The following is a 26,365-nucleotide window of genomic DNA, read 5'->3' on the forward strand; positions in this document are numbered from 1 at the left end:
TTACCTCCCCTTTTAGAAAGCGCTTACTTTTACAAAGCAGGAGGTTGGAAGCCTCTTTGTAATACTTTCACCCTGTTCCTACCCCTGCCATTGCACTAAAGTAATCCATAGAAACAAGCGAGCTTAGAAAAGGAGTCGAGAGAAATGGCTATTGTGCAATTGAAATCCAACCATCCGCAGCTGTCCTTACTGATCCGCAAGAACCCTGCCTCTGGCATGATGCTGCGTTCCATCCGCAAGGGCATGGCCTATGGGTGGTACACGGATGAACAGACCTTTAACGTCTACTTCAAGGATGCCGATAATGAAATTTCATATAAGGAACATGAGCAGGAGAGCTTTGAATATCTGAACGTATCCCGGTACAATACACCGTTATTTCCGCTGAACGTCATTAATGAGTTTTTCGCTTCGCCGCTGAAGGCGCAGCATGAGCAGGATGTGGAGGGCTTTGAACATACCTTCTTCGTCAATATGATCCATATTGAGCTGCCGCGGTACATTGAATTTTTCGCGAAGCATCTTCCGGACTTTACCTTTGAAATGACCCATCTGGCGCATAAGAGCTATTCGCTCAAGGTGACAACAAGAACGAGTCTGTATCAGTTGCTTCATGTGGTCAGCGTCTTGTGCCTGTTCCTGTCGATGTTCGGCAATGAATTTATCGATATCTCGGATAGCGTGCTGGATAAATACATCAAGAGCCTGCATGTCATGGACGCACCTTTTTATATCCGTCATCTGTTTGTCCGCAATTTCCTCTCTTCCCGGGATCGGTTCAATAAATACAAGACCCTCGTGGAGAAGACGGATCGCTACGATATTCAGTTTGCCTACGGAGGAACGGCGCTGCAACGGAGGAACTATATTGCGGGCAGGCTTGCTTTTGACAAGTCGATATTGGATGTGGGCTGTGGCGAGGGCTTCTATGCCCTTCCGTATGCGAAGAAGATTGAAGGTAGCTATTACGCCGTGGACATTAACGAAGAAGCGCTGGAGAAGGTCAATAGTAAGGCCAAGACACGAGAGATCGACAACATTGTCACGTTCGCTTCCATCGATTTGTTCCTGAAGGATTATAACGGGGAACGGGTCGACATTATTCTTACCGAGGTTATTGAGCATATGAGCCAAGAGGAAGCAGCGGGGCTCATTCGCCAAATCAGCAGTCAGGTGGACTTCGAGCAATTTGTCATCACAACGCCTAATGCGGACTTCAACCGGTATTACGAGCTAGAGGATTTCCGTCACGACGACCACAAGTGGGAAATGGGCAGCGATGCCTTTAAGGAGTGGGTTCAGCAGGTCATTGAAGGCTCCGGGCTGGAGGCTGAATTTGTAGCGATGGGTGATGGGGTTAATGGGACTCAAACGACGCAAGGCGTTATTTTACAGAAAAGGGGAGCTGAATTGTGAAGCTTCAAACAAGGGTACACACCATATTTATGCTGATTGGACCGACGGAATGTGGCAAAACGACGTTTGCCCAAGAGGTACTGATTCCTGGGCTGCGATTTGAGGACCAGAACAGAAAGGTCAAAGCCAATATTCAATACCTGTCCTCGGATCAGATCCGTCAAGAGGTGCTGGGGTATGATTACGATAAATACGAGCAAGTGATGCTGGAGGCCAGTGAGCAGGCATTTCACCTGCTATTCACAAGGCTGAAGATGGTTACCTCTTTCCCGGTAAATGCGGAGTTTGTTATCGTCGATACGACCGGGTTGTCCGAGGATTTCCGGGCTAAGGTGAAGGAGATCGCCTTCGAGAATAACTATAATCTGGAAGCCATTGTCTTCGATTACCGTAAGCGGGAGGATTATTATGCCTCCGAGCGCTCCAAGAAGCTGATTACGAACCATATCAATCGTTTGAAAAAGGAAGTGCTGGGTTCCCTGTCCCGGGAGGGCTATGGCCAAGTTCACAAGGTACGTGCGAAGGACTTCTATTTGTCCGAGCAGGGCACGGCGAATCCAGAATACAACATCGTCATTGAAGATCGGGATGCTTATCTCGCTACCCATCTTCCACAAGATCAACATTACATCATGATCGGTGACGTGCATGAGTGTGTGGATGATTTGAAGGGGCTGCTGATGGATCACGGCTATCGATTTGCCGAGGGCAAGCTGGTAGTCCCGGAGAAGCTGGAGCAGACGAAGCTGGTTCTGGTTGGGGACTGGATTGATAAGGGGAAGCGAACGAAGGAGATCATTGAATTTCTTTACGACCACCAGGAGCATTTCTACTTTGTGCTGGGGAACCACGAGAACTTTGTCTCCAAATACATGAAGGGTGAACTGCAAGGGGTTGATCAGGAATTAGCCCATACGTATTTTGATTCTACGCAGGCACTGGCGAATGATTCGGAGTTACTCTTGAAGTTCACGCAACTGGTTGAGCTTTCCCAGCCCTTCTACCGATATGTCGGGGGCAGTGGATCGTCCTTCTATGTGACCCATGCCCCGTGCCGGAACAAGTATATCGGTAAGCTTGATCCCCATTCCCGGCGGCATCAGCGGAATTTCAGACTGGACAGAGAAGAGCAGGTCGAAGGTCAGCTTGCTTTCCTCAGTCAGGAATCGGTCAAAAATCATCCTTATCATATATTTGGTCATATCGCGGCCAAGCAAGCCTTTAGAGTAGGCAACAAAATTCATATCGATACGGGAGCCGTGCATGGCAATCAGTTAACTTCGGTCAGCATCTCGTTCAAGCCGTTCCTGAAGTCGCATAAATCACGGCAGAGTGTATTTGAAGAGTCTCTGCCTACCTTATTTCAGCAAGAACGCAAGGTAGCTGTTCGTGATTTGGAGGAGGACGATCTGCGAAGACTTCGTTACTGCTCCGCGAACAAGATTAATTTTATATCCGGTACGATGTCCCCGTCTGACAAGAATGAACAGACTCAGGAGTTGGAATCGCTCAAGGCCGGACTGGATTATTTCCGGGAGCGGGGCATTCAGCAGGTGGTCTTGCAGCCTAAGTATATGGGCTCCAGATGTAACATCTACCTGCATGCCAATGTAGAGGAATGTTATGCGGTCAGCCGTAACGGGTACAAGATCAAGCGAGTAGACTTGAGCGAAATCTATGAGACTCTGCTGCACAAGTTTGGTGGCTACATGGAAGCTAACCAGATTGAAATGATGATTCTGGATGGAGAGCTTCTGCCGTGGCAAGCGCTTGGGGCCGGACTGATCGACAAGCAATTCAAGCCTATTGAGCAGGCCTTAGCGACGGAACTTACCTTCTTGCAGGAGAACGGGTTTGAGGAATCGCTGAACAAGCTGGTCTCGGAGTATGATGCCAGTGGGTTCGAACAGGACCAGTATCACATGAACAAGTCGGCATTAAGCGAGAAGTATGGAACCGCCCTGTATCAGAACTACAAGCCTTTGCATGATCTGCGCAAGAGCTTGGTGCCGTTGTCCGAGCATGTTCAGGCTTACCAGAATTACCGGAGACAGCTTGAACTTTATGGAGAAGAGGCGGATATGGAATATAAGCCATTTGCTCTGTTGAAGCTCGTCTATGCCGATGGCCGGGAAGAACTCCCTGATTGGGGTACAGCGCAGATGTACGGCTTCCTGTCCGAAGATGCAGCGCGGTCGCTTGACCTGTCGGAGCCGGGAGCGCTGGAGAGCGCAGAGCAATATTTCTCGCAGTTAACCCTGGAGAATCAGATGGAAGGGATCGTCATTAAGCCGGAACGATGGAATGGCAAGGTCGTGCCTTATATGAAGGTGCGGAACCCGAATTACCTGTCGATCGTCTACGGTTATGACTACAAATTCGAGCATAAATACCGCAAGCTGCTGAAGCAAAAGAATATAAGTAAAAAGCTCCGCACCTCGTTGAACGAAGCGCAATGGGGGAAGCAGATGCTTGCCGTACCGCAGAGCGCAATCACACCTGAGCATGAGGCTTATAAGCAGATTGCCGCCAGCCTGTTATTTGAGGTGGCCCAGGAACGGGAGATTGACCCTCGTCTGTAAAAAGTAAAATCAGCTACATCCTTTGTCCATTTTAATGCTCTATGACAAGGGATTAGCTGGTTTTTTCTGTTCTTGTCAAAGAATCTATTGCGACGCTCGAAAGGTTCAGCTACGATGAAGACATGATGTTGAGGAAGATTAACGCGAATGATGCTTACCTTATAAAGTGAAAAAATTCACAAAATTCATAAGGAGGGATAGCCTTGAAAATCGGGGAGTTCTCCAAGAGGAACCATATTACGCAGGATGCCATTCGCCATTATATTGACCTAGGTCTGTTAGTAGTAGATAAGCGAGGCTCGCACTACCATTTTACCGACAAAAATAAAAGCGAGCTGCAAGACATCCTGATGCTGAAGGAACTGGATTTTAGCTTGAACGAGATTCAGAGCATTTTGTGCTTTAACCGGCTGGAGGGGCAACGCTCGAACGATTTTCGTAATTTTCTCTTATCCTTACTGGAACGGAATAGGGAACGGGTGAATGAGAAGCTTAAGAAGTTTGTCGAGGTTGAACAGATATTGAGACGTAAAATTGAGGAGTTGAATGTCGAAGAACACGACAGAGCGAAGCTGATGGGCTTTCCGCTCTCCTCACTTTCCATGCTGCGCTGCCCTGCTTGCCGGAAGTCGCTGCAAATTGGGGGTGGCTCCATTGAGCACCATATGCTGCTTCAGGCGGAGGTCTTCTGCGAGTGTAGTTATCAAGCCGTTGTGGAAGATGGCATCTTCATTGACCGCAGAGCGGTGAGAACAAGGATTTTGCCTACCAAGAAAGAATTTCTGGAGTCGGCCTCCCCGCAGTACATTAATTTATTGTATAACGGCACAACGACGCTGATAGATCATATTCAAGGGCACGCCGGTCCTATGGAGTATATTCTTGAGCTGGATAGCTGTGTTGGTCGCTTTCTGATGCGGTATATGGAGCATTTGAAGGAAGGGACAACCTATATTTTACTCAGTACGGATTTGGAGCGATTGACCTCCTTGAAGCAGAATCTGGAGCGGGAGTATGCAGACAAGCATTTTATCTTTCTCTGCTGCGATCTGACCCAGCTTCCTCTGGCCGAAGGCTCCATCGACCGGATTGTAAGCCAAGGCATGTTGCCTAAATCCGAGCATACTAATAATCAGTTCCTTCCCGCTCTGGTCTCACCGTTATTGAAGCCACAGGGAGTGCTCGCCGGGGCCTTTTGGCATCTTGGGGTCCGTCCGTATCACAGTAGGCCCCCGCTGGTAGGGACTCAGGAATATACGAACCGGCAGGAGCTCATGGACGAGATTGAACAGCTTGATCTTTCGCAGTTGGATGTAGAGGAGTTAGGACCCGTAGTCGACAGTAGCCCCTATCTTGTCTTCAGGGATCAGGAGCAATACTTAATGCTCTACGCCGGCGTGAAGCATGGTAGCTATGAGGTGCTTCCCAGACCTGTAAATCGCGAGGTTCAGCCGTCCAGGCACAGAATTTCCTAACCCTACGGCAAACATGGGGTTGACCCCATGTTTTAAGGGATAAGCTTCAATTATTAAGTTATTTTTTTCACAAATACAAATTGACTTGGTGAACACCCCACTATGTACACTTAGCTTGTAACATAAGCACAGCCATAGGGGGAACAATCATGAAGGCAATTAGGAAAAAGATAGTCATGGTAATGATGGGCGCTCTGCTGGTACTCAGCTTGGCTGCTTGCGGGAATGCAGCAAATAACGGCAATCAGGCAGCCAATGAAGCACCCGGCACCGGCATCTACAAGGCGGGGACGTATACAGCAGTAGCTAAGGGAAATAACGGTGACGTTAAGGTTGAAGTTGTATTTGATGCCAATCAAATCATCTCCGTTACCGTGAAGGATCATCAAGAAACTCAAGGAATCAGTGATCCGGCGATGGAGAAAATACCGCAAGGCATCGTGACGGGCCAGACCCTGGCAGTTGATGTTGTTTCAGGCGCGACCAATAGCTCTAATGCGATTCTGGCAGCAGTTGAGGATTGTGTGAAGCAAGCGGGTGGCGATATTGATGCTCTAAAAGTAGCTGCTACAGTCAATGAAGGAGACAAGGTAGAGAAGGAAATGTCTACGGATGTCGTCATTATTGGTGCGGGCGGTACTGGGCTTGCCGCAGCAGGTTCGGCTTTTGAACAAGGTGCCAAGGTGATTGTCTTGGAGAAGCAAGGTAATGTCGGCGGATCTACTGCACTGTCCGGCGGGGGAATTGCCGCAACAGGCACCCGCTTCCAGGAGGAGATTGGCGTGAAGGATACGCCTGAGGACTGGATGAAGCTATGGAAGGAACGCCAAAGCACCAGCAATCCAGGCAGCCTCTACCCTGACTATGATCGGGTAGCGAAATATATGGATGATGCCGTAGATACAACTCACTGGTTGGTCGACTATATGAATCATAAATATGCAAGGGTCGAGGGATACGGGGTGGACCCTGTTGCACGTCTACACTTTCCTGAGAAGGGCGGGGCCGAATTAATCTCCAATCTGGAGAAGACCGTTCGGGAGAAAGGAATCGACATATTACTGGAGACTCCGGCCACCGAGCTTCTGACGGATGCGCAGGGGGCGGTCGTGGGCGTCAAGGCGGAAAATGCGGAAGGCACGCTGACTGTGCATGCCAAGAAGGTGATCATTGCCTCGGGTGGTTTTGCCAAGAATGAGGAAATGATGCAGCGATTCCTGCCTCAGTTCGTCGAAGATATAGATATCAGTGCAGCGGCAGCGGGCAGTACCGGAGACGGCATTTTAATGGCGGAGAAGATCGGGGCAGCCCTGTATGAGGACCCCTGGATTATTGGCCTTGGCATGGGCAGCCGCATCCAGCAATTGGGCGGACTAAGCTGGGATACCACGAAGATTCTGGTAAATGAACAAGGGCAACGCTTCTTCAATGAGAACAGCCATTACGCTATTGTGACTAACCAGGTGGTGAACCAGGAACAAGTGTGGATGGTGATCGATTCCAGTGAGGCCAATGCCAAGACCATTGCCTCGATTCAAGAGCTACTGCCTAATAATGAGATCGCCACAGGCGGGACTTTACAGGAACTGGCCGAAGCTATGAAGGTGCCAGCAGATACCTTGACGGAGACCGTGGACACCTTCAATAGTGGGGTTGCTTCCGGCAAGGATGCCTTCAACAAGCAGAAAGAAACTCTTGTCGCAGTGGCCAAGGCTCCCTACTATGCCTTCAAATTTTATCCCAAAACCATGGGAACCTTTGGTGGCGTGAAGGTGGATGAACAATACCGCGTATTGACGGAAAATGGAGCGCCTATCCCGAACCTATACGCTGGTGGAGAAGCAGCAAATCGCTTCATTTATAACCAGGTGTATATGTCTGGCAGCGCGGTGCAATATGCGTTGACGAGTGGTAGATTGAGTGGGGCGAATGCAGCTAATGCCATTAAGGAAGGCAATTAAAGAGTAGCTCCACGTATATAAAATAAGAGAGCACCTGTCGGATGAAGTCTCCGATGAAGGGTGCTCTTTTCGTTATGAAGACAGCTCTTCGCTCTCCGTCTCGGTGGCCTGATATCGCGCCAGAGCCTTCGTTGCGGCCTCCAGCATGCGCTTCTTCAAATAGTTCCCTTCAATGACCCGGACACGTTTGCCAAGGAAGCGGATTTTGGACAACAGATATTCGGCCTCATCGCCGAACACGACAACACGGATGCGATAGATATCCTGCTCGGCATCGTATTCCACCTGCTTCTCAAAGCTGGAGAAGGCATACAAGATGCGGGATAGCTCCTCATTATAGAGCTGAACTACTTCGATGAGTACCTGGTTTTTTCGTGAATCCAGAAGGGTCCCCATTCTCTCCACCATAGCCTCTACGGCTGCGGGGGGAACGGCTTCCTCCGTTAATTCTTGAATCTTGGCCAGTCGGGTACTCATCAGGGCACGATTGCGGGAACGGTACCATAGCAAATACCATTCTCGCTTTACCATGGAATACTCCAGCTTGTACGGAATGCCATGGTGGTCTGTTCGGGCCTCCCCGTTCTTCACCTTATAGCTTAGACGAATACCCGATTTGTTCATGATGAGCCGCCGTAAAGGACGCAGGAGGGGATGAACCACCTGGCGCTCCACGCTTCCTGCCTTCTGAATGAGGTGAAGCGAGATGTCCATGGCCTGTTCAGGCTCCAGAATTTGTTGCAGCTTCGTGAGGGTCTCAGGCGTGAAGGCATCCTGGGCCGCAGGATGCTCCAGCATCGTCTTCAGCCAGGCCCGTTCATGGCTGGTTATCATTATCGTTCCACTATGCTCCAGACGCGAAATAATCTGGTGGCTGAACAGCTTCTCAAATAGATTCATAATAGCTCTGAATCTCCTTCCATTCGGCAATCATGTCCTGACGGAAACGGCGGGGCTCCAAAATCTCGCAACTGGAGCCGAAGCTGCGTAGCCAGGGCTTGATTTCAATTGTGCCGTTGACCATAATCTCGTAGATAAACGAAGTATCATCTTCATCAACGATCTGTCCCCATTGCCCTTGCAGCAGCACCCGTTCCTTGATGAAATTAGGCTCAGAGCCCCCAGGGTTATAGAAGCGGGCGCGCACCATGATTGGTTTGCCGGTATCGATGAGCCAACTGTACTTTAGCTTATCGGCTAGCTCTGCCTTTTTCTGCTCATGCCAAGCTCCCTCAACAGTCTCGGCTTCCTCCAGTTGAGTGATGCCCTCCATACGGTATTTGCGAATGCCCTGCCGTCCATGGGACAACAGATACCATCTGCCGTATTGATGATCATATACCAGCTTCAGCGGGAGGGTAATCTCTCGTTTGGAGGTCGTATTCCGCTCAAATAAAGGGTTGGTATTTTGCGAATTATAACTGCGGTCCGACTTGGGCGAGAAATATTCAAAGCGCACCTTACGATGGTCCCGAATGGCCTGGAGCAAGGTAAACAGATGAGCTTCATCCAGAATTCTTGAGTAGTAATGATATTTATACAGGAAGGCCTCGGCTTCCACCGCACTTGCGATTTGCGGGTTTTGTAGCAGATGCTTCTTCAGTCCATCGCGCAGCAGGTATCCCTGAACCGAGGGCACCTGCGTATTGGCCATGACATCGATGAAGTCATACAGGTCAACCAATTCCTCGTCTGACAAGCAGCGCACCAAGTCGTCCTGAATGCGATACTTGTAGGGGCGTGGCCCTGGCTCCTTTTTGACGACGCCTACCGCCTCCAGATATTTGAGATCAGAGCGAATCGTCTTCTCGTCAGGCAGAGCAAGATCAGACGGTAAGCTGTCACAGCATAAATCCAGCAGTTCCATGGCAGTCAGCGCTTGTTCGTTCATCGCGCTCAGCAGTAGTGAAATGCGTTCACTTTCGGATTCCTTCACCGATTTGGTGCGGAACAAGAATAATAATAAAGGATCGGTGGAGTCATGATAGCTATAGTGCAAGAGATCAGCGAATTCCTTGCTTGGTTCCTCGGATGCTGAAGCATGAAGGGAAGTGGCGGCTTCCTTCAGCTTGCGCGTGGTTTTATCAAAGGTATGTACAGAAATGCCCAGCCGCTCGGCGAATTGTTTGCGGTTGAACGCGCCGCTCGTTAAGACAAGCATTCGCAGAAATTGAATTTCTTTGTCAAAGCTTTCCTTAGCCATAATGTCCCCTCGAATCGATATGCGGTCTTAATCCCATTATAACAGGAGAAGCGAATAGAGCGCCCGATGCGGGCATTTTTAGGCCATTCGTCATACTTGTGCCATGTTCGCCTGGTCGGTGATCAGCGATAATCGGTATTAAGAAGTGTGGTGAACAAGTCACCCACCAAGGAAGGGGGCTTTCTCATGCCAGACATGAAGGAGCACATCAGAACAGAGCTGAACCGCATCGAACAAACCGAAAATGTCAAAATCCTGTATGCCTGCGAATCGGGCAGTCGAGCATGGGGATTCCCCTCCCAGGACAGTGATTATGATGTAAGGTTTGTTTATGTCCGGCCGCAGGCCTGGTATTTATCCATACTAGAGCAACGGGATGTCATTGAACGCCCAATCAGCGAAATGCTGGATATTCATGGCTGGGATGTGAAGAAGGCGTTGAACCTGTTTCGCAAGTCCAATCCACCCCTGCTGGAATGGCTGCATTCACCGATCATTTACAAAGAAGAGCAAGCATGGGCCAAACGGATGCGGGACATCTCTCCCTGGACGTTCTCGCCTAAGTCATGCGTTTATCATTATATGCATATGGCCTCGGGCAATTATCGGGGATATCTGCAAGGGGAGCAAGTCAAGATCAAGAAATACTTTTACGTGCTGAGACCGCTGCTGGCTTGTCAATGGATTGAGAAATATGAGACGATGCCGCCGGTAGAATTCGATCAACTTGTCGATGAGCTGGTGCCGCGAGACAGCGAGCTGATGAACGAGATTCAGCGCTTGCTAGTACGGAAGAAGGCAGGGGAGGAACTCGACTATGAGCCGCAAATTCAAGCGATTGATCAATTTCTGAGGGAGAGTATCGCCTACTACGAGCAGAACACGTCTGCCATGAAGACCACAGCACCTATTGCCCCGGATCAGCTTGATGAATTGTTTCGGACGACGCTCCAAGAAGCCTGGAGCGAAGTGAAGTAAAACGCGGTGAGGTGAACAACGCATAAGGCCCCTCCTTCATCAGATGAGGAGGGGCCTCATCGCCCACATGTCAAGCACTGATAGTGGTGTTAAGCCTTAATTATATGGTTTTCAATTTCCTTTTCAGAAAATCGAGGATGAATTCACTGATCTCTAGAACATGTGTTTCAAGAGCAAAATGCCCTGTGTCCAGCAGATGGACTTCCGCCGATGGGATATCACGCTTATAAGCCGCTGCGCCGGCGGGGAGAAAGGCAGGATCGTTTTTGCCCCACACAGCTAACAAAGCAGGCTGATGTTGGCGGAAGTAGGCTTGAAATTCAGGATAAAGCTCTACATTTGATTTATAATCCAGAATCAAGTCCAGTTGAATTTCCTCAGCCTCCGGGCGTGCCATGTAAGCAATATCCAGAGAATATCCATCCGGCGAAACCAGGCCGGCATCTGTGCCGTGAAGGTACTGAAATTCGCGAATCGTGTCGGGACTTAAGGAACTGCGGCAGGCTTCACGGTGTTCCGGCGTTGGGGAATGCCAGTAGGTCTCCCAATCTCCCCAGGCATCACTGAATCCATCCAGATAAGCATTACCATTCTGGCTGATGATGGCCAGAACCCGTTCCGGGTGGGCCATGGCCAAGCGATAACCGACAGGTGCGCCGTAATCAAATACATAAAGTATATATTGTTGAAGCGATAGAGCTTCCGTGAATCCTTCAATCACCTCAAACAGGCTGTTGAATGTGAATTCAAACTGGCTGCGTGACGGTGTTGTGGTGTGCCCGAATCCAGCGAGGTCAGGAGCGATGACACGGTAGTGTTTGGCTAGTTGGGGAATAAGATTGCGGAACATATGACTTGAGGTAGGAAACCCATGCAACAATAACATGACTTGACCCTCCTTCGGCCCCGCTTCACGATAGAAAACCTCGACATCCCCAACCTTCTGACGTTGATATGAAATGTTCATCATGATCTCTCCTTTTCCCAAGTGAGTGTGATATTTCGTGAATACGCTGAACTTGCTCCAGTTGGCTTTGCTGTAGCCTTATTGTATACTGGAGGCAACTATTTTACTAACGAATGATCACGATGCTTACTATTCTAAAATAAAATACATCAGGGAGAAGGGAATCCATGTGATTCATATGATCCATTTGTTAGAGGGGCGCTACTTTCAGGCCTTTATTGCCCTGTTGGAAGAGAAGAGCTTCAGCCGCGCGGCGGAGCGTTTGGGTTATGTTCAGTCCACCGTCACCACCCATATTCAGCAGTTGGAGAAAATCAGCGGACAGAAATTGTTTCACCGGTACCCGCGAGGGGTGGAACCTACGGAAGCAGGCAAAGTATTTGCCAAATATGCCTATCAGTATGCTCATTTGGCTCATTCCCTGGGAGAGAGTATGGCTAAGCTGGAGCAGCCCTCCGGGACGGTGAGTCTTCGTGTCCAGGAATCCTTTTTCCTAACCAGATTGCTCCCGTTCGTCCGAGAATATACAAGAAACTTTCCTAATGTGAAATTGTATATTGAACAAGGAGCGCATCAGGATATTGTAAACGGCGCTCTGGATTATGCCCTGGATTTCGGGATTGTTCCAGCAAATCCGCAGCGGCATGACCTGCTCTTCTATCCGATGAAGGAGGAGACGATTGTATTTGTTACCTCAGGGGACTTGGCTGGGAAAATAGAGCGCGAGGGCGTTCAGCTTCTGAATGATGAACTCTTTATCAGCAACGGGATGTCCTGCTTGTACCATACAACGGCGATAGATGTGTTGAAGGAGGCAGGGATTACGGTTAGGGATGCCCTTGAAATGCCTAGTCTTGAAATGATTAAGCAGATGGTCATTTGTGGAAGAGGTTACGCTCTGGTGCCTGAAATAGCCATCACTAAGGAGCTTGGGGCGGGAGTGCTCAAGCGGCTGCCGTTTGACGCGGAAATGAGCTTTGTACATGGGCTGATTGTTCATAGAAACCGTGAGCTAAGCTATACGGCCAGAAGCTTTCAGCAAGAACTTTTGAATTACTTTAATCCGCAACTAGCCGACAAATAACAACAGGCAGTCGCCGACTGAAAACATCGGTAACTGCCTGTTAGTGGTTGATTTAAGTCTAAAGCTGAATTTTCAGTGTATCATGCGAAAGGTTAACCCCGGCTGACCGGCTAATGGCCAGCTTCTGATCCTCTGAGAACCCGATGGTCTCGCCGTCATGCAAGGTAACATCCGCACTAATAATGTACCAGGCGATATCGGCCAGGAAGTCACGCAGTTCCGCTGGCTCATAGGGGCTGTCCAGCACCTCGATTTCGTCCTTGCCAAAGTTTTGGAGTCCGATCGTATACCCGCTGATGCCGTTCTCGGTGCGCAACAAGCCGAAATAGATCACATTCAGTAACGGGAATTGATCATGTTGCTTCATGTTCTCCGTCACTTCCTGGAAGAACTCAGGCTGGAACACAGTGCCGGAGGTATAGATGCCGATGGCATTGGGCAGCTTGAGACAACTGGAGACCAGCTTGGTATAGACGGCAGCAGCGTCCAGTTGCGAGGCTTCCCGTTTGAATACGGCAACGATGAGCTGCGCAACATGCGTCTCGGTGACTTGGACGGCTTGCGGCCAGAGATAGTTGGTCGCTGCGTTGAGTACGGCTTCATCATCCGGCACCGGAGCATTGATGAAGCTGACCGCCATCATGCAGCCCTCAGCCTCGAAGACCAAGGGAGGAGGGCCGTCGGAGTCGGCCTCTGCCTGGGCTTCTTCCTTCTCCGTCTCCGATACGGTGATATTCCAGTCGTTTTGCAAATGGGTCTTTAATTGCTCAACATCAAATGCTGATGAATTCAGGAGGACAAAGCCATTAAAGACACCGCCGGAGCGATTATCCCCCTCTGTCTCTGATTCGGCTTCTCCGTCCGTAGTACCTTGGGCGGCCTCGTAAGCAGCAGCTTGCTTCATCCAATACTCACGAACCATCTCCACCATCTTGATGGCCTCAGCCTCTGCGGTATTCGGGTCATAGGGCTGCATTTCGCTGAAGATGTGACCGCAATGTTCCGTATCCTCAGGCGTCTCGTAACCGCCACATACGGCCAGCAGCCAGCCCCCCAGCATGTTCTTCTTGTACTTGAATATGTAATATTGCATGTCATGTCGCTCGAATTGTCCTGCCACCTCGATTTTATGAGGCTTGCGTCCTAGCTCATTCTCATGGGCCAACCACTCCACCATGGACTCCATAGCTGCCTGCTGCTGCACCGTCATCAAATCTTCTCCTTTACAGTGACTCCCTACAGGAGTGCAATAAGTTAACTTATTATATCAGTTCCAGCGACTAGAAGACTATCGGACGTGGGGGCTATTGTCTCCATGTTTGTTGCTTTGTAAATCTATGAAAATTCAAAATTGTTGAATTAATTGAAAGAAAATAGGTGAACAACCTGGTGATTATGTTACGTATACATAGCTCATGATATGGAGTTAAAATAGGGGACTGGTCATCCGGTACTGAGCTAGAGGGACCGAGACATAACATGAATTAGAAAAAAGGTGCGCGGGATTATCCCTGTGCCGTTTTTGTGCAAATAGTAGCGGTTGTACGATTTAATCTGGGAGGGCGTATCTATTAACAGGAAAAAGTCCCGTTAAATAGCTCATATGTCTGAAAAAAGGACCATTATAGGGAATTTATCCCTATAATCATACTGAATTAGCCAACTTAGCATGAAAACCTCTAAATTAGCAGGAGGATTTCCTGTTATATTCGATATTAGGTGAGAAAATGGATGATTAGCAGGAGGATTTCCCGTTAGTGGTAAATTCGGTTCGCGAAAGAGCAATTATGTAGCAATCACGGGGAGAATAAGAAAAAAAACACCTTCAAAAGGTGTTTTTAAAAATCTTTCTCCAAGCTAGCCTTCTCCTTCAACAAATCCCTGATCTCCGTCAGCAAAATCTCTTCCTTGCTTGGAGCGGGTGGGGCAGCGGGCTTCTTCTCTTCCGCGTGCTTGAAGCGGCTGATCAGCTTGACGAACAGGAAGATGGACATGGCAATGATGAAGAAATCAAGGACTGTTTGCAGGAAGTTACCGTAATTCAGTACGGCATCCCCATATGTAAACTGAAGTCCGCCCAAATTAACGCCGCCCAGCAGCAGGCCGATGATCGGGGTAATCAAATCCTCAACCACCGAGGTGACAATCTTCCCGAAGGCTGCACCGATGATCACCCCTATGGCGAGGTCGAGAACGTTGCCCTTGAGCGCAAAGGCCTTAAACTCTTTCCACATGATAACTCTCCTTCGTGTAAGGGGGCTTAAGCAGCCGTAGCCGGGCTCCCTCTATTTTGTAAAATTATATAGCAGAGCAGGACAAGCTTCAAGTTGGAAAGCAATTTAGGTTATGATGGAGGGGAGAATAGCCCGACCATGAAACGAAGAGGCAGGGAGAAGCGCGATGAAATACGATTGCTTGATCGTGGACGACGAGGAAGTGCTCGCCGAGACCACGAATGAATATTTGAATATGTTTGATGTCCGGTCCGCCTATGTCACCAGTAGAGAGGCTTGCCTGGCTTTTCTGAGTGAGCATGAAGCCTCTTTAATCCTGCTGGATATTAATTTGGGGGACGCCTCGGGCTTTGAATTGTGCAAAAAGCTGCGCCAGACCACGGATATCCCCATCTTATTCATTAGCGCCAGATCTAGCGATGACGACATCCTCATTGCGCTGAACATCGGCGGAGACGATTATATTCAGAAGCCGTACACCCTAAGCGTGTTGCTGGCCAAGGTCAAGGCCGTTCTTAAGCGTTATGGCGGAAGCCAGACGGAGACGGAAAGGGAAACCCTGGAGTTCGGCGATGTGTTCATCGACGTCCATCGGGGATACGCGACTGTCAGGGGGCAGGAGATTAAGCTAAAGACCATGGAATTCAAGCTCCTGTGTTATCTGGCCCGCAACAAGAACCGCGTAATCCCTAAGGAGGAGCTATTCCGCAGCGTGTGGGAGGACTCTTTCACCGGCGATGGGACCTTGAACGTACATATTCGGCATTTGCGGGAGAAGATTGAGGCCCAGCCGCACCAACCTAGGTATATTCAAACGATTTGGGGAACGGGATACAAGCTGGAGGACCTTGGTCGATGAAATGGAAAACCTTAGTGGTCATGCTACTGCTTATTCTAATCCTAGGTACGGTAGCGGTAGGAGTGCAGTTGCAGACCCCGCTCCGGACCGAAGTGGATACCGTCGCGTTGAACGAGCTTATTCATACAGCCCAGGCTAACTGGCCTGCTGTGCATGAGGGAGATTACGAAGCCATCGCCTATCCGTTTGCCATTCTGGACGCTTCCGGCAGCCTGTTGATGGAATCCGAGAAGGGGCTGTTTACAAGCCGGGAAGCTGCTTTTCGCCAGAGAATGCCGATAGCCGACATTAGCGTAGGTAATGGGCGGGTAGGGGAAGTCATTATGTACAACGATGTGCAGGTGGGAATTCGTGACATCCAGCAGCGATTAGCTGGTTTTACCGGGATATTCGGGTTAGCGATAGCCCTGATCGGTGAATTTTACCTGCTTGTTCTCTATAGGACGGTCATACGGCCGTTTCAACAGCTACAGAGCTTTGCTCGCAGCATAGCTCGGGGTCAGTTGGACACGCCATTACGGATGAAGCGGGATAATTGGTTCGGGGCTTTTACAGAGAGCTTCGATCTGCTACGGGAGGAACTCGCTACCGCCAAGCAAGGCGAATACGAGGCTAATCGCAGCAAGAAGGAATTGGTGGCTACGCTCAGTCATGATATTAAGACGCCAATTGCTTCTATTAAAGCCATTAGTGAATTGTTGCTTCTGCGGATGACGGAGGAGAAGACGGCGAAGCAGATCAGCACGATTCACGCCAAGGCGGAACAGATCAATGTCCTGATTACGGACATGTTCCATGCCACGCTGGAGGAACTGAGTGAGCTTAGAGTTAAGCCTGTAGAAGCCTATAGCACGGTGCTGGAAGGCATGATCGCGGATGCCAACATCGACGAACGGATTAGTAGCGATCCTATTCCACGCAGTATGCTGCGAGTAGATACGGTTCGGCTTCAGCAGGTGCTGGACAATGTGATCAGTAATTCCTTGAAATATGCCGGAACCTCCATTCACGTTCACAGTGAGCTGATGCCAGATCATCTCAGGCTACAAATCGACGACTACGGTCCTGGTGTTCCTGCGGAAGAGCTGCCGCTGCTAACGAATAAATACTATCGTGGACAGCAAGCTGCCGGGCGCAGTGGTGCCGGACTTGGCTTATACATATCCCGCTATTTCATGGAGCAGATGGGTGGAGCCCTGGAATGTAAGAACCGGGAGGATGGGTTTTCAGTCATTTTGCGCATTCCGTTGGCTTCCTGAATCGAATTAAGAAATGGTTAAGGAATACGCAAAGATCGGCTAAGAATTGCCCCATTATAATCAGGGTATGGTAACACAACATCCCGAACGGAGGGCATATGATGGGACATTCAATACTAAGAACAGATAAATTGTGCAAAAGCTTCTCCAGCAGCGGAGTACAGCAGCATGTGCTGAAGAATCTGGATTTGGAAATACAAGCCGGGGACTTCACGGTCATTATGGGTAGCTCAGGCTCGGGAAAGTCAACACTGCTCTACACGTTATCCGGTATGGATAAGCCAACCATGGGCGACATTTATTTCGGAGACCGTTCTTTGTCTGGCTTAAGCAACGATCAACTGGCCATATTCAGAAGACAGCACTGCGGGTTTGTCTTTCAGCAAATTCATCTTCTGGACAATATGAGTGTGCTGGATAATGTACTGGCCGGAGGATTGCTGGTGAGCAAGGATAAGCGTAGCGTTGCTGCTAAGGCACGGAAGCTGTTAACTCAAGTAGGGTTGCCGGCAACCGCATGGGGCAAATTCCCCTCGCAAATCTCCGGGGGAGAGGCGCAGCGGGCAGCGATTGCACGGGCGTTAATAAATCGGCCTCAGATCGTATTTGCCGATGAACCCACAGGGGCGTTGAATTCAGCGACAAGCACGCTGGTTCTGGACGTACTGACAGAGGTGCATCAGAGTGGGCAAAGCCTGATCATGGTCACCCATGATATCAAGTCTGCGCTTCGGGGGAACCGGGTAATTTACCTGCGCGATGGTATTATTTGCGGGGATTTACGTCTGGAGCCGTATGCCACTGATGAACTGACGGCCAGAAATGAGAAGCTGAAAGCTTTTCTTACCGAGATGGGGTGGTAACGAGTGCATGTACTCAAGCTGGTTATCGCCAATATTCGTAAGGGTAAGAGTGCCGCCTCTTCGCTGGCCTTGCTGATTCTGATCTCAGCAGTGCTCCTGAACGTAGGGCTCACCATCATGTTCAGCATCCAGACCTTCTATGATGAGAAGGTCGAGGAATTGCAGGAAGCACACGCGGCCATCATGATGAAGCAAGATAGCCGTGTAGCAGGGCCATTGAATTTCTTGAAGAGCTATCCGGGCGTAGAGGGAGCCTTGCAGGAGGACGTTTTGCTGCTGACTTCGGCCCAGTTCCAGTACAGCAATAGTGAGTTGACCTCAGACGTTGCATTATTAAACGCCGAGACGGATCGGGATTTCCCAAGATTAAAATTCACGGAACGGTTGGATTCAATTTCTGACCAGGATATTTATTTGCCATATCGCTTCAAGTTGGGTGCGGGCTACAAGCTGGGAGACACCTTCGAGTTCAGCTATGCCGACCAGACCTATAACTACCGAATTGCCGGATTCTTTGAATCGGCCCTGCTGGGCAATATCGATATGGGCATGATCAAGTTCATGCTTCCGGATGCAGCTTATGGCTCCTTGGAGCAGAAGCTGGGCGCAGGGGCGCAGGCCTCGTTGTTATCGGTTCGTCTGGAGCACAGTGCCGATTCGCCGAAGTTGATCGACGCGTATTCCAAGCAGTTTGAGACAGGAGCCAGCCGGGGTGGGGAACTGTATTGGAGTGGCGATGTGGTAATGGTGATGTCAGCCAATACGATGACCATCAATATCGTGGCTATGATCCTGGTTGCTTTTGCCGCCATCGTTGTGCTGGTCTCCTTAATCGTCATCCATTTCCGCATTGCTAACAGCATTGAGGATGGGATTGTGAACATCGGCATATTAAAATCACTCGGGTATACCAGCCGGGAAATTCGTGGATCGATGCTTGCCCAGTTTGCTGGTATTGCCTTGCTGTCGAGCTTGCTAGGGATTGTGTTGTCCTATTGGATCATGCCGGTATTTGGCGGCATCATTTCCTCTTTGGCGGGACTGCTCTGGACGATGCGGGTGGACGTGGGACTACATGCTTTTAGTATCCTGTTAATTCTGGTGACGGTCCTGGCGGTAACCCTGTGGAGCTCCCGGCGTATTCGTTTTCTTCAGCCGGTTGAAGCGTTGCGTGGTGGCCTGGCTGCTCATAGCTTCCGCAAGAACTTCGTTCCACTGGATAAGTCGAGTGGGGGGCTCACATGGATGCTGGCCTGTAAGGCAGCCTTGGGTAGCTTGAAGCAAAACCTGCTGATTGCCTGCATCATTGCCGCGATTACTTTTGCCTCCGTCTTTGCGGTGGTCCTGTATTACAATGTGGGGGCAGACAGAACAACCTTTATTCAATTGGTAGGTTCAGAGACGGCCGAAGTAGTTGCCATCACGAAGCCGGGCACCGATAGTGCTGAATTCATCAAAGAGGTTGAGGCGATGGAAGGCGTCGTCAAGGCTACGATCTTGGATGTGACGATGATGGAGATTGAAGGTAACCGCTACTACACGCAAGTAACTGAGGACTTCAGTCGTCTGGAGAACAATACCGTTTATGAAGGGCGTTATCCAAAATACAATAATGAGATTGTCATATCCGGTGCCATTTCCAAGCAAATTGGCAAAGGTATTGGTGACACGGTGAGCGTGACTGTACAAGGAAAGACAGAGACCTATCTGGTGACGGGGTTAAGCCAATCGATTAATTTCTTGGGCTTAGTCGCATCCATCACCAAGGAAGGCATTGAGCAGATGGCTCCGGATTATGAGAGCAGCGTGTTCAATATTTATCTGGACCAGACATCAACAGTGGCCTTTATCAAGCAGCTTCATGCCCAATTGGGAGAGCATTTGGATTCGGTGACGGACCTGGAGGAGGTATTCAACAGCCAGAGCAGCATCTATATCACGGCTTTGTTCTCTGTCATGGTGCTGATTCTGACCATTACCTCGATTGTCGTTATATTGATCTTGTATCTCGTCATTAAGACGATGATCCTTAAGCGCCGCAGAGAGCTTGGCATCTATAAAGCCATCGGCTATACGACGCTGCAACTGACGAACCAGATTGCACTAAGCTTCGTCCCTGTCGTCGTGACCGGTATTGTCGTCGGCAGCGTAGTCGGCTACATTTTCACCAATCCCTTGCTAGCCTTCCTGTTGTCTAGTGCAGGCATCTTCAATGTTGACTTCAATGTGCCATTGACGGGGGTCGTTATCCTGGGTCTGGGCATCACCGCCCTGGCCTATGCCGTCTCGCTTCTGGTCTCCTCAAGAATCCGGCACATCAGCACGTATGAGTTGATTACGGAGTAGGGATGGGGGAAGTGAGGTGAACTGACATGGCGGCCAATCGATTGCCGGCCAGTACGTAGCTTTAAGTGAAACGGCTTGCAACCATAGCATCACCCATCTTGCGGCCCAGGGTGAACATCACTTACCGGATGCTAGAGAAGTTCCTTCTCTCCGCATTAAAATAGCTGTAAAGTAGTAAGGATCGACGACCTCTGCGTGATGCAGAGGTCGGTTTTTCTGATCTTATATATTACACGCCCACCCCCCCTAGGAATCCGGCTATGCTAAAATGTCAGTAACATCATCCGCTTGGACCAGAACTTCTGAAGATGAGGGGAGAAGCCATGCAGACAATTATCGTTAAATTGAATCCTGCGTTGATGAGGAATCCTGATTTGGATATACGTTATGTTTTGCCGGATACGGTGGAGACTTATACGAATAAGAGCATTATGGATCAGGGGTATGATTATTTGAATGATCCTAGCCACAGCTTAGCAATCTGGCTGAGCTGCATGAATGCAGAGCGTGATTATTTAAAGGTGCTGGAATGCTTTAAGGAGCAACACATTTTAAACAATAACCTGCTGCATTGTGCTGAGATTTATATCAGTGCAGATGAAGTGGCAGAGTTAGAAGCGTGTATTAAGGTATATTCGCTAGACTCGTTGGAGTAGGGCGGGCCTGTCGAAATGGAACGGTTGTGCGAGTATCAAGCTGGGAAAACAGGCTGTGGTGGCCGTAATGAGCCGAGGCTTACTGTATCATTATTTTGCTAAAGACAAAGGAGGTATTTATAGACTTGCCCAATTCTCACACTTTTGGAACCAGTCATTATCTGGATGTTGGCGCAGGCCGTAAGTTGCATTACATGGTGAAGGGTGATGGGGCGTCTACGGTCGTTTTCGAGTCGGGCATGGGTACTTCGAGATCGGTGTGGGGGCTGGTGCAGCCTGCAATTGCTCAAGTTGTTCGGACAGTAGTCTATGATCGAGCCGGGATGGGGAGAAGTGATAGGGACAGGGAGCCACGCACACTTGAGAGGATTACCAGTGATTTACTAGCCTTACTAAATGAGCTTGGGCCAGGCCCGTTTATTCTGGTCGGTCATAGCTGGGGAGGGCCAATCGTGCGTCGTGCCGCGGAGAAGCTGCTTGCTTCTTCTTCGCTGAATCTCCGTGGGCTGGTGCTGGTTGATCCTTCCGACGAGCACGCAGATCTTTATTTCTCTAAAGCCGCTGCCCTCAATTTTGCTCTGCTAGGCAAACTGCTGCCAGCTCTCGCCAGGCTTGGGCTGTATCGACGCTTATACATGGCGCCTCCTGCGGGCCTACCCGAGGATATAAGGGAGGAGCATCTGCGGGAGGACTTTACCTTACAGGCGGCCCAAGCCTCGGCTGCTGAGTTGACGGTATCTTTAAAGGACTTGAAGGAACTACGCCAGCGGCCAGCCGAACTTGGTCATTTGGAGGTGGTTATCCTGTCAGGCACCAAGATAACGAGGATGGAGCGAAGAACGCGCCCAGCCCTCATTGCTGCCCACCGCAAGAGTGTGTCCCTTCTGCCAAATGCCCGGCATGTAGAAGCTCCAAACTCAGGGCATATGATTATGAACACGGAGCCAGAGTTGATCGTGGAGACTGTGCTGGAAATGATACGTTGATGCGTGACAAGGCATCGATAGGTGGTTATGGACTCAAGGGGTAATTCATTTCAGTGCCCGTCCCACAATCCACTCCAACCACTTCCAAGGCAAACGCTCCTTCCCCCAAAGCATAGCTCTTGCTCCCTGGCCCACCGGGTAGCGTAGGCGGGGGGAACGTTTGGCGGCGATACGGGCAATCAAGTTGGCCACTTGCCCGGGATCGGGGGCCTTTTGCCCGGCCATCCTGGAGTAACGCAGCACGGCCTCCAGCCGCTCGCGGTAAGGCGAGTTCTCGTGGCTGACGATTCGAGCAAGGCCCTTATGCCAGATCGCCGTGCGGAAAGCCCCCGGCTCCACCAGCACGACTCGTACGCCGTAGGGAGACATCTCATGACGCAGGCTTTCACTGTAACCCTCGACGGCGAATTTTGACGCAGCATAAGGCCCATATCCCGGGAAGCCGACCCGTCCGCTAACACTACCCACATTAATAATGCAGCCAGACCCGCGCTCCCGCATCTGCGGGAGGACGGCCTTGGTCATGGCCACGACACCGAAGAAGTTCGTCTCCATCTGTTGCCGCCAATCCTCCAGCGATAATTCCTCGATGTATCCACCTACGGCAAAGCCCGCATTGTTCACCAGCAAGTCAATCCGGCCAAACCGGGCCATGACCTCTTCCACCGCCTGGCGGATGGACTCGTGGTCGGTGACGTCCAGCGGCAGCGGCAGCACTGCATCAGCCACTTGTTCCTTCCGTGCCAGTTCCAGGAGATCTCCGGCTTTGCCGGGATCACGCATGGTGGCGGCTACCTGATACCCTTGCTTGGCCAGCGCTACGGCCGTCAGTAACCCGAAGCCGCTGGAGGCTCCGGTGATGAGTGCAACGAGGGGCTGTTCCGTAGAGATTGAGCCTGCAACCATCATCAAAATCTCTCCTTTTTGAGAATTTGAAAATCAGGGACCAAATGGTATGGCATCAGCCGCCTGGCTCATAGCTTCAGCCGTTGAATAATCGGTACCCCGATACCGTACAGAAGCTTCTCCAACAGTGTCCAGCATACACGGACACTTATGTGTAGGTGCTTGTCATACACCGCCATCACCTCCAACTCCGCCACCGCTCCACGATTACGCTTGAACTGTCCAACCCCGGAGCTCTCATGAAGCAGCAGGCTGCGCTCTGCGGCAATGCCAATTAGCACGGCAGACAGCATACGGTATAGTCCCAGCTTTTGGGGCTGGGAAGTGTCATAGCCGAAGAGGGGAGCTGTCATAATCCCATCCCGGGCGAAGAAGCCAAGGACTGCGTCCAGTCGGCCGTTTTTGCGTAGTCCATGCAGTTCCAACGTTCTTGTAGCGATAGCTGTACGGATGAAGCTTTCATTTAATTGTGGATTGCAGGGTGAGTACTTGTCAATGTACAACATATCGTACAGTTCCTTGATACGGGCGGCATCCTCTGGGCCTATCTCCTTGGGACCACACACGGTGTAGTCTTGCTTCATAATCAATGCCCGGTCCCGCTTCACCAGCCAGCGAGCTTTGGCCGGAACGGGTGGAAGGGAAGTAGGATAAATTGGCTGGCTCGTCCTTCCGTTAGCTCCCTCATCAGCATCCACACTAGCAGCTTCACTAGCCTCCCCAACGGCAGCGGCTTGGTGGCCCGAGCCATGCAGCAAATAAATCTGTCGGCTAGGAATAAGCTTGCAGCCCTGTTCTCGCATGGCGGTCAGATAAGGCCGGGTCGTCGTTTCATTCAGTGAGCGGCAGATCACCACATGCCTGGGGTAACGCTGCTGCAATACCTGCATAAGCTGCTTGAACCGTTCCGGCGACACCGGCGGGAAGAGATTGGTAGAGACCAGCCAATTGTTCACCTGGACCACCCGGTTGAAGCGGACGCGCCGCAGCATCCAGCCGATCCCGCTGAGCAGGCCGCCAAGCACGGCTTCGGCGGGACGGTTCCCGAGTAAAGCCAATTCTTCACGGGCATACGTCACAAAATGGGTGTAAGGGGAGCAGACATAGGAATTGCCATACTCTTCTTCATTAACGGTCACCGGGAGTGGCACCCCATCCACAGTCACCACCAGCAGCCGGGTGCACACATTATCTATGTACTGTTCCACGGAGGGGGCAAGCAGGAGCGGCAGCAGATAATGCTTGGCGTATTGTCCGTATTCCGTATCCGGCCATGCTAGATCGGAGATATTTGTTTCATCGTAAAAGCGGATCACTGCCTCGTCACTCACATCTGCCATCTCCTCTCCACCCGCCGTAGCTTCGTTATTCCAGGAACAACATCATATGGGGAAAAAGTCAGCTTCGGCGGTTTGCAGCCCAGCCGATTACATAGGTTAGCAAGCTCCCTTAAAATAGCGGCCTCAAGCTCCCCATCCTGCTCTCGCCCGGCCCGCAGCATCAGGGCGATGTCGAATTGCTTTGCCCCGGTCTGGACCACGCGGTAATGCTCAATGTCAGGTGAAGCCCCAATGACCGCGCGGGTAATGAAGTCAGGGAACACCGCTACGGGTTCGCTGCTCACGGGATGTGGCAGATAGAGAATATCATCGCAACGGCCCTCAATTCGTTCAATAGCGGTATACGCCAGCCCACAGGGACAAGGCTCCGCCGCTTCGGTCAAAATATCGTTCAGTCGGTAGCGGACAATCGGCTGCGAGGTTCTGGAGAAGTCCGTAATGATCGGCACGAAGCGACGGGACTCCGTATCCAGATATTCCTTTTCGATCATGACCAGGTCCTCATTCAAGTGCAATGTGCCGTGCTCGCAGGTGTAGCCCAGGAAGCCCTCCGTACACTGGTAGGCCTGATGCACAGGCAGACCGAAGGCCAACTCGATATATTTGCGGTCGAGCGGGTCCAGCACTTCCGCTACCGAGATCAGCTTGTGTGGTCGTGCGGTAAGTCTACCGGAGACAACGGCCTCAGCCAGCAGGCGCAGCATGGAGGGGGGAGCGATCCAGATACCCGGACGGTAATCCTGGAGTCGCTTAACCAAACGCTCTATAGGCTCCAGCATATCAAAATACTGAAACTGCAAGCGTCCACGCTGGACAGACTCGTACAGATTACTGTTAGCACGCAGGAAAAAAGCAATCTTCTCTCGTTGAAGTAGCCCACCCGGCAGCATTTTCGCTAGTACGGTTCCACTCCACGCAGCTTGTTCACGCGCGCTTACTACAAATAACCCTCGGTTGCCCGAGGTGCCGGAGGACAGGCCGATGGTGACACCGCCCAGCAGTGGCTTGAAATCCCGGGTCTGCTCCGCGCGCGCGGCTAGATTCAGCGCTTCCTCACGGCGAATACCGACGGTATTTAGCTCATCAAAATGCTCCATCATACTGGATTTCTCGATGATGGGGAAGCTGCGCCAATCCTCGTCAGGTAGATCCTCCCACAATCTTCGATAAAAAGGCGAAGACTGGCGCACCCACTGCACATGGCGAATGACCTGCTTCTCCTGCCAACGTGCCAGCCGGTCCTGCAAGATTGCCTGATGATTGAAAGGGGGCTCAGCAGTGAGGCTCGCAGGGCTGGGAGAACGGTGATTGCCACGCTTTGCTCGTCCGGCAGAAGGCGGAGGGCTCGCTTGGGTGAACCGCCGCTCCATATATTTAGTTCTGAGATAATGATAGACCACTTGATGCAGCTTCATGCAAGCACTCCTTTTCCCCAGTTGTCCAAAGCGATTGGGCAATGGCTGGGAACGACGCGCAAACCCGGATGCCATGCTCTTAGCGCTTGCAGACGCTTGAAGCTATGCTTGTAGTCCAGCCTGTCCGACATAATCAGTCCGGCGGCTGGATGGGGTGGCCGCTGTTCGAGAAATGCTCGACTCGACCAGACGGTGTCCGCGCATAGCAAATAATCGTGGGCGGTGGTGGAGACGAACACGCCGATCATTCCCTCGGCATGGCCAGATAGCTCCACGGCCAGCACGCTTCCGTCACCGAGCAAGTCATAGACCTCCTCGGGTGCGAACGGGGCTCCTGGGCCAAACGAAGTAGCCCAGGTAGCCGATGGTTTGGCGGCAGTGCTGTCCAGCTCCAGCCCCCTTCTCCCAGGTGCTTCGCCCACCGGCAGCGAACGGTCAGCGAAGTCCTCGGGTAGCAGCCCCGGCAGAAAGCCCGCTTTCACCCGAGCGAACTTGCCGAGCCCGCGAACCGCGGCATAGGCCTTGTCCAGATAAATGAAGTGGGCGTTCGGGTAGTCCCGTGCGCCGCCGATGTGGTCGGCATGGAAGTGGGAGAGGATAATGTAGCGTACATCCTCCGGGGCGATGCCTTCTTGCCGAAGCTGAGCCGCTGCGCTGTCCTCTTCCCGGAAATGTACCGGGGTAATGTAGCGGTACAACGCGTTTGGCAACGTGGCCGTCTCCCGGAAGAAGCGGGTACTGTATCCGGTATCGAACAGGATCGGCCCGTGTACCGGATGCAGCAGGCAAGCAAAGCCAGCCGGGAACTTCACGGGCCGGAAGCTGCCCCCCTTCA

21 protein-coding genes are annotated in these 26,365 nt (G+C 51.0%); 12 read left to right on the top strand and 9 right to left on the bottom strand.

Annotation, left to right across the window (positions count from 1 at the left end; all coding sequences use genetic code 11):
- Positions 1-144 precede the first annotated feature (144 nt).
- The 4 genes from AC1VOR_RS14510 (at position 145) to AC1VOR_RS14525 (ending at position 7,434) form a co-directional block, all read left to right on the top strand.
- A complete protein-coding gene (locus AC1VOR_RS14510) occupies positions 145-1,416 on the top strand; it encodes a class I SAM-dependent methyltransferase (protein WP_482618656.1) in 1,272 nt (423 codons plus the stop codon).
- The gene (locus tag AC1VOR_RS14515; RefSeq protein ID WP_482618657.1) at positions 1,413-3,998 is read left to right on the top strand and encodes a metallophosphoesterase; all 2,586 of its coding nucleotides are present in this window, start codon (positions 1,413-1,415) and stop codon (positions 3,996-3,998) included. Before AC1VOR_RS14510 ends, AC1VOR_RS14515 begins: the two co-directional genes overlap by 4 nt.
- Before the next feature lie 203 nt (positions 3,999-4,201).
- A complete protein-coding gene (locus tag AC1VOR_RS14520; protein ID WP_482618658.1) occupies positions 4,202-5,473 on the top strand; it encodes a MerR family transcriptional regulator in 1,272 nt (423 codons plus the stop codon).
- A 149-nt stretch (positions 5,474-5,622) separates the two neighbouring features.
- The gene (locus AC1VOR_RS14525) at positions 5,623-7,434 is read left to right on the top strand and encodes an FAD-dependent oxidoreductase (protein ID WP_482618659.1); all 1,812 of its coding nucleotides are present in this window, start codon (positions 5,623-5,625) and stop codon (positions 7,432-7,434) included.
- 72 nt (positions 7,435-7,506) lie between these two features.
- Here the strand turns inward: AC1VOR_RS14525 and AC1VOR_RS14530 are convergent, their stop codons facing one another.
- A complete protein-coding gene (locus AC1VOR_RS14530) occupies positions 7,507-8,334 on the bottom strand; it encodes a WYL domain-containing protein (RefSeq protein ID WP_482618660.1) in 828 nt (275 codons plus the stop codon).
- Positions 8,321-9,637, bottom strand: coding sequence for a helix-turn-helix transcriptional regulator (locus AC1VOR_RS14535; RefSeq protein ID WP_482618661.1), 1,317 nt, complete (start codon positions 9,635-9,637; stop codon positions 8,321-8,323). Before AC1VOR_RS14535 ends, AC1VOR_RS14530 begins: the two co-directional genes overlap by 14 nt.
- 186 nt (positions 9,638-9,823) lie before the next feature.
- On the opposite strand from AC1VOR_RS14535, the gene AC1VOR_RS14540 reads away from it, so the two are divergent.
- On the top strand, positions 9,824-10,615 hold the full coding sequence (locus AC1VOR_RS14540) for a nucleotidyltransferase domain-containing protein (protein ID WP_482618662.1): 792 nt from the start codon (positions 9,824-9,826) through the stop codon (positions 10,613-10,615).
- Between the two features lie 100 nt (positions 10,616-10,715).
- On the opposite strand, the gene AC1VOR_RS14545 is transcribed toward AC1VOR_RS14540, so the two are convergent.
- Positions 10,716-11,585 (bottom strand): alpha/beta fold hydrolase, encoded by an 870-nt coding sequence (locus tag AC1VOR_RS14545; RefSeq protein WP_482618663.1) that lies wholly within the window; start codon positions 11,583-11,585, stop codon positions 10,716-10,718.
- Between the two features lie 175 nt (positions 11,586-11,760).
- Between AC1VOR_RS14545 and AC1VOR_RS14550 the strand changes: the two genes are divergently transcribed.
- Positions 11,761-12,666 (top strand): LysR family transcriptional regulator, encoded by a 906-nt coding sequence (locus tag AC1VOR_RS14550; RefSeq protein ID WP_482618899.1) that lies wholly within the window; start codon positions 11,761-11,763, stop codon positions 12,664-12,666.
- Positions 12,667-12,724: 58 nt separating this feature from the next.
- On the opposite strand, the gene AC1VOR_RS14555 is transcribed toward AC1VOR_RS14550, so the two are convergent.
- A complete protein-coding gene (locus tag AC1VOR_RS14555; protein ID WP_482618664.1) occupies positions 12,725-13,876 on the bottom strand; it encodes a DUF4261 domain-containing protein in 1,152 nt (383 codons plus the stop codon).
- Between the two features lie 628 nt (positions 13,877-14,504).
- A complete protein-coding gene (gene mscL, locus AC1VOR_RS14560) occupies positions 14,505-14,900 on the bottom strand; it encodes a large conductance mechanosensitive channel protein MscL (RefSeq protein ID WP_482618665.1) in 396 nt (131 codons plus the stop codon).
- A 166-nt stretch (positions 14,901-15,066) separates the two neighbouring features.
- Between mscL and AC1VOR_RS14565 the strand changes: the two genes are divergently transcribed.
- The 6 genes from AC1VOR_RS14565 to AC1VOR_RS14590 all read left to right on the top strand — a co-directional run bounded on the left by AC1VOR_RS14565 (position 15,067) and on the right by AC1VOR_RS14590 (position 21,869).
- Positions 15,067-15,759 carry a response regulator transcription factor gene (locus AC1VOR_RS14565; protein WP_482618666.1) on the top strand — a complete coding sequence of 231 codons (693 nt, stop codon included), beginning with the start codon at positions 15,067-15,069 and terminating at the stop codon, positions 15,757-15,759.
- Positions 15,756-17,018, top strand: coding sequence for a HAMP domain-containing sensor histidine kinase (locus AC1VOR_RS14570; RefSeq protein ID WP_482618667.1), 1,263 nt, complete (start codon positions 15,756-15,758; stop codon positions 17,016-17,018). The genes AC1VOR_RS14565 and AC1VOR_RS14570 overlap by 4 nt, the downstream gene beginning before the upstream one ends.
- 98 nt (positions 17,019-17,116) lie before the next feature.
- Complete coding sequence (locus AC1VOR_RS14575; protein WP_482618668.1) at positions 17,117-17,881, top strand: ABC transporter ATP-binding protein; 765 nt, start codon at positions 17,117-17,119, stop codon at positions 17,879-17,881.
- 3 nt (positions 17,882-17,884) lie between these two features.
- On the top strand, positions 17,885-20,227 hold the full coding sequence (locus AC1VOR_RS14580; protein WP_482618669.1) for an ABC transporter permease: 2,343 nt from the start codon (positions 17,885-17,887) through the stop codon (positions 20,225-20,227).
- A 323-nt stretch (positions 20,228-20,550) separates the two neighbouring features.
- Positions 20,551-20,883 (top strand): hypothetical protein, encoded by a 333-nt coding sequence (locus tag AC1VOR_RS14585; protein WP_482618670.1) that lies wholly within the window; start codon positions 20,551-20,553, stop codon positions 20,881-20,883.
- A gap of 125 nt (positions 20,884-21,008) precedes the next feature.
- Positions 21,009-21,869 (top strand): alpha/beta fold hydrolase, encoded by an 861-nt coding sequence (locus AC1VOR_RS14590; protein ID WP_482618671.1) that lies wholly within the window; start codon positions 21,009-21,011, stop codon positions 21,867-21,869.
- Positions 21,870-21,914: 45 nt separating this feature from the next.
- Here the strand turns inward: AC1VOR_RS14590 and AC1VOR_RS14595 are convergent, their stop codons facing one another.
- The 4 genes from AC1VOR_RS14595 to AC1VOR_RS14610 form a co-directional block, all read right to left on the bottom strand.
- The gene (locus tag AC1VOR_RS14595) at positions 21,915-22,778 is read right to left on the bottom strand and encodes an SDR family oxidoreductase (protein WP_482618672.1); all 864 of its coding nucleotides are present in this window, start codon (positions 22,776-22,778) and stop codon (positions 21,915-21,917) included.
- 65 nt (positions 22,779-22,843) lie between these two features.
- Positions 22,844-24,115 (bottom strand): GNAT family N-acetyltransferase, encoded by a 1,272-nt coding sequence (locus tag AC1VOR_RS14600; RefSeq protein ID WP_482618673.1) that lies wholly within the window; start codon positions 24,113-24,115, stop codon positions 22,844-22,846.
- Positions 24,103-25,530 carry a F390 synthetase-related protein gene (locus AC1VOR_RS14605; RefSeq protein ID WP_482618674.1) on the bottom strand — a complete coding sequence of 476 codons (1,428 nt, stop codon included), beginning with the start codon at positions 25,528-25,530 and terminating at the stop codon, positions 24,103-24,105. Before AC1VOR_RS14605 ends, AC1VOR_RS14600 begins: the two co-directional genes overlap by 13 nt.
- Complete coding sequence (locus tag AC1VOR_RS14610; protein ID WP_482618675.1) at positions 25,527-26,342, bottom strand: MBL fold metallo-hydrolase; 816 nt, start codon at positions 26,340-26,342, stop codon at positions 25,527-25,529. Before AC1VOR_RS14610 ends, AC1VOR_RS14605 begins: the two co-directional genes overlap by 4 nt.
- Between the last annotated feature and the right edge of the window lie 23 nt (positions 26,343-26,365).

The organism is Paenibacillus sp. 1SOY10, assembly GCF_056836745.1.

What these genes read in the sequence shown, in the direction of transcription:
- AC1VOR_RS14600 (WP_482618673.1), bottom strand. Translation starts at nt 24,115, where the DNA reads ATGGCAGATGTGAGTGACGAGGCAGTGATCCGCTTTTACGATGAAACA.
- AC1VOR_RS14545 (WP_482618663.1), bottom strand. Translation starts at nt 11,585, where the DNA reads ATGATGAACATTTCATATCAACGTCAGAAGGTTGGGGATGTCGAGGTT.
- AC1VOR_RS14585 (WP_482618670.1), top strand. Translation starts at nt 20,551, where the DNA reads ATGCAGACAATTATCGTTAAATTGAATCCTGCGTTGATGAGGAATCCT.
- AC1VOR_RS14540 (WP_482618662.1), top strand. Translation starts at nt 9,824, where the DNA reads ATGCCAGACATGAAGGAGCACATCAGAACAGAGCTGAACCGCATCGAA.
- AC1VOR_RS14605 (WP_482618674.1), bottom strand. Translation starts at nt 25,530, where the DNA reads ATGAAGCTGCATCAAGTGGTCTATCATTATCTCAGAACTAAATATATG.
- AC1VOR_RS14565 (WP_482618666.1), top strand. Translation starts at nt 15,067, where the DNA reads ATGAAATACGATTGCTTGATCGTGGACGACGAGGAAGTGCTCGCCGAG.
- AC1VOR_RS14575 (WP_482618668.1), top strand. Translation starts at nt 17,117, where the DNA reads ATGATGGGACATTCAATACTAAGAACAGATAAATTGTGCAAAAGCTTC.
- AC1VOR_RS14535 (WP_482618661.1), bottom strand. Translation starts at nt 9,637, where the DNA reads ATGGCTAAGGAAAGCTTTGACAAAGAAATTCAATTTCTGCGAATGCTT.
- AC1VOR_RS14525 (WP_482618659.1), top strand. Translation starts at nt 5,623, where the DNA reads ATGAAGGCAATTAGGAAAAAGATAGTCATGGTAATGATGGGCGCTCTG.
- AC1VOR_RS14555 (WP_482618664.1), bottom strand. Translation starts at nt 13,876, where the DNA reads ATGACGGTGCAGCAGCAGGCAGCTATGGAGTCCATGGTGGAGTGGTTG.
- AC1VOR_RS14570 (WP_482618667.1), top strand. Translation starts at nt 15,756, where the DNA reads ATGAAATGGAAAACCTTAGTGGTCATGCTACTGCTTATTCTAATCCTA.
- AC1VOR_RS14595 (WP_482618672.1), bottom strand. Translation starts at nt 22,778, where the DNA reads ATGATGGTTGCAGGCTCAATCTCTACGGAACAGCCCCTCGTTGCACTC.
- AC1VOR_RS14550 (WP_482618899.1), top strand. Translation starts at nt 11,761, where the DNA reads ATGATCCATTTGTTAGAGGGGCGCTACTTTCAGGCCTTTATTGCCCTG.
- mscL (WP_482618665.1), bottom strand. Translation starts at nt 14,900, where the DNA reads ATGTGGAAAGAGTTTAAGGCCTTTGCGCTCAAGGGCAACGTTCTCGAC.
- AC1VOR_RS14510 (WP_482618656.1), top strand. Translation starts at nt 145, where the DNA reads ATGGCTATTGTGCAATTGAAATCCAACCATCCGCAGCTGTCCTTACTG.
- AC1VOR_RS14530 (WP_482618660.1), bottom strand. Translation starts at nt 8,334, where the DNA reads ATGAATCTATTTGAGAAGCTGTTCAGCCACCAGATTATTTCGCGTCTG.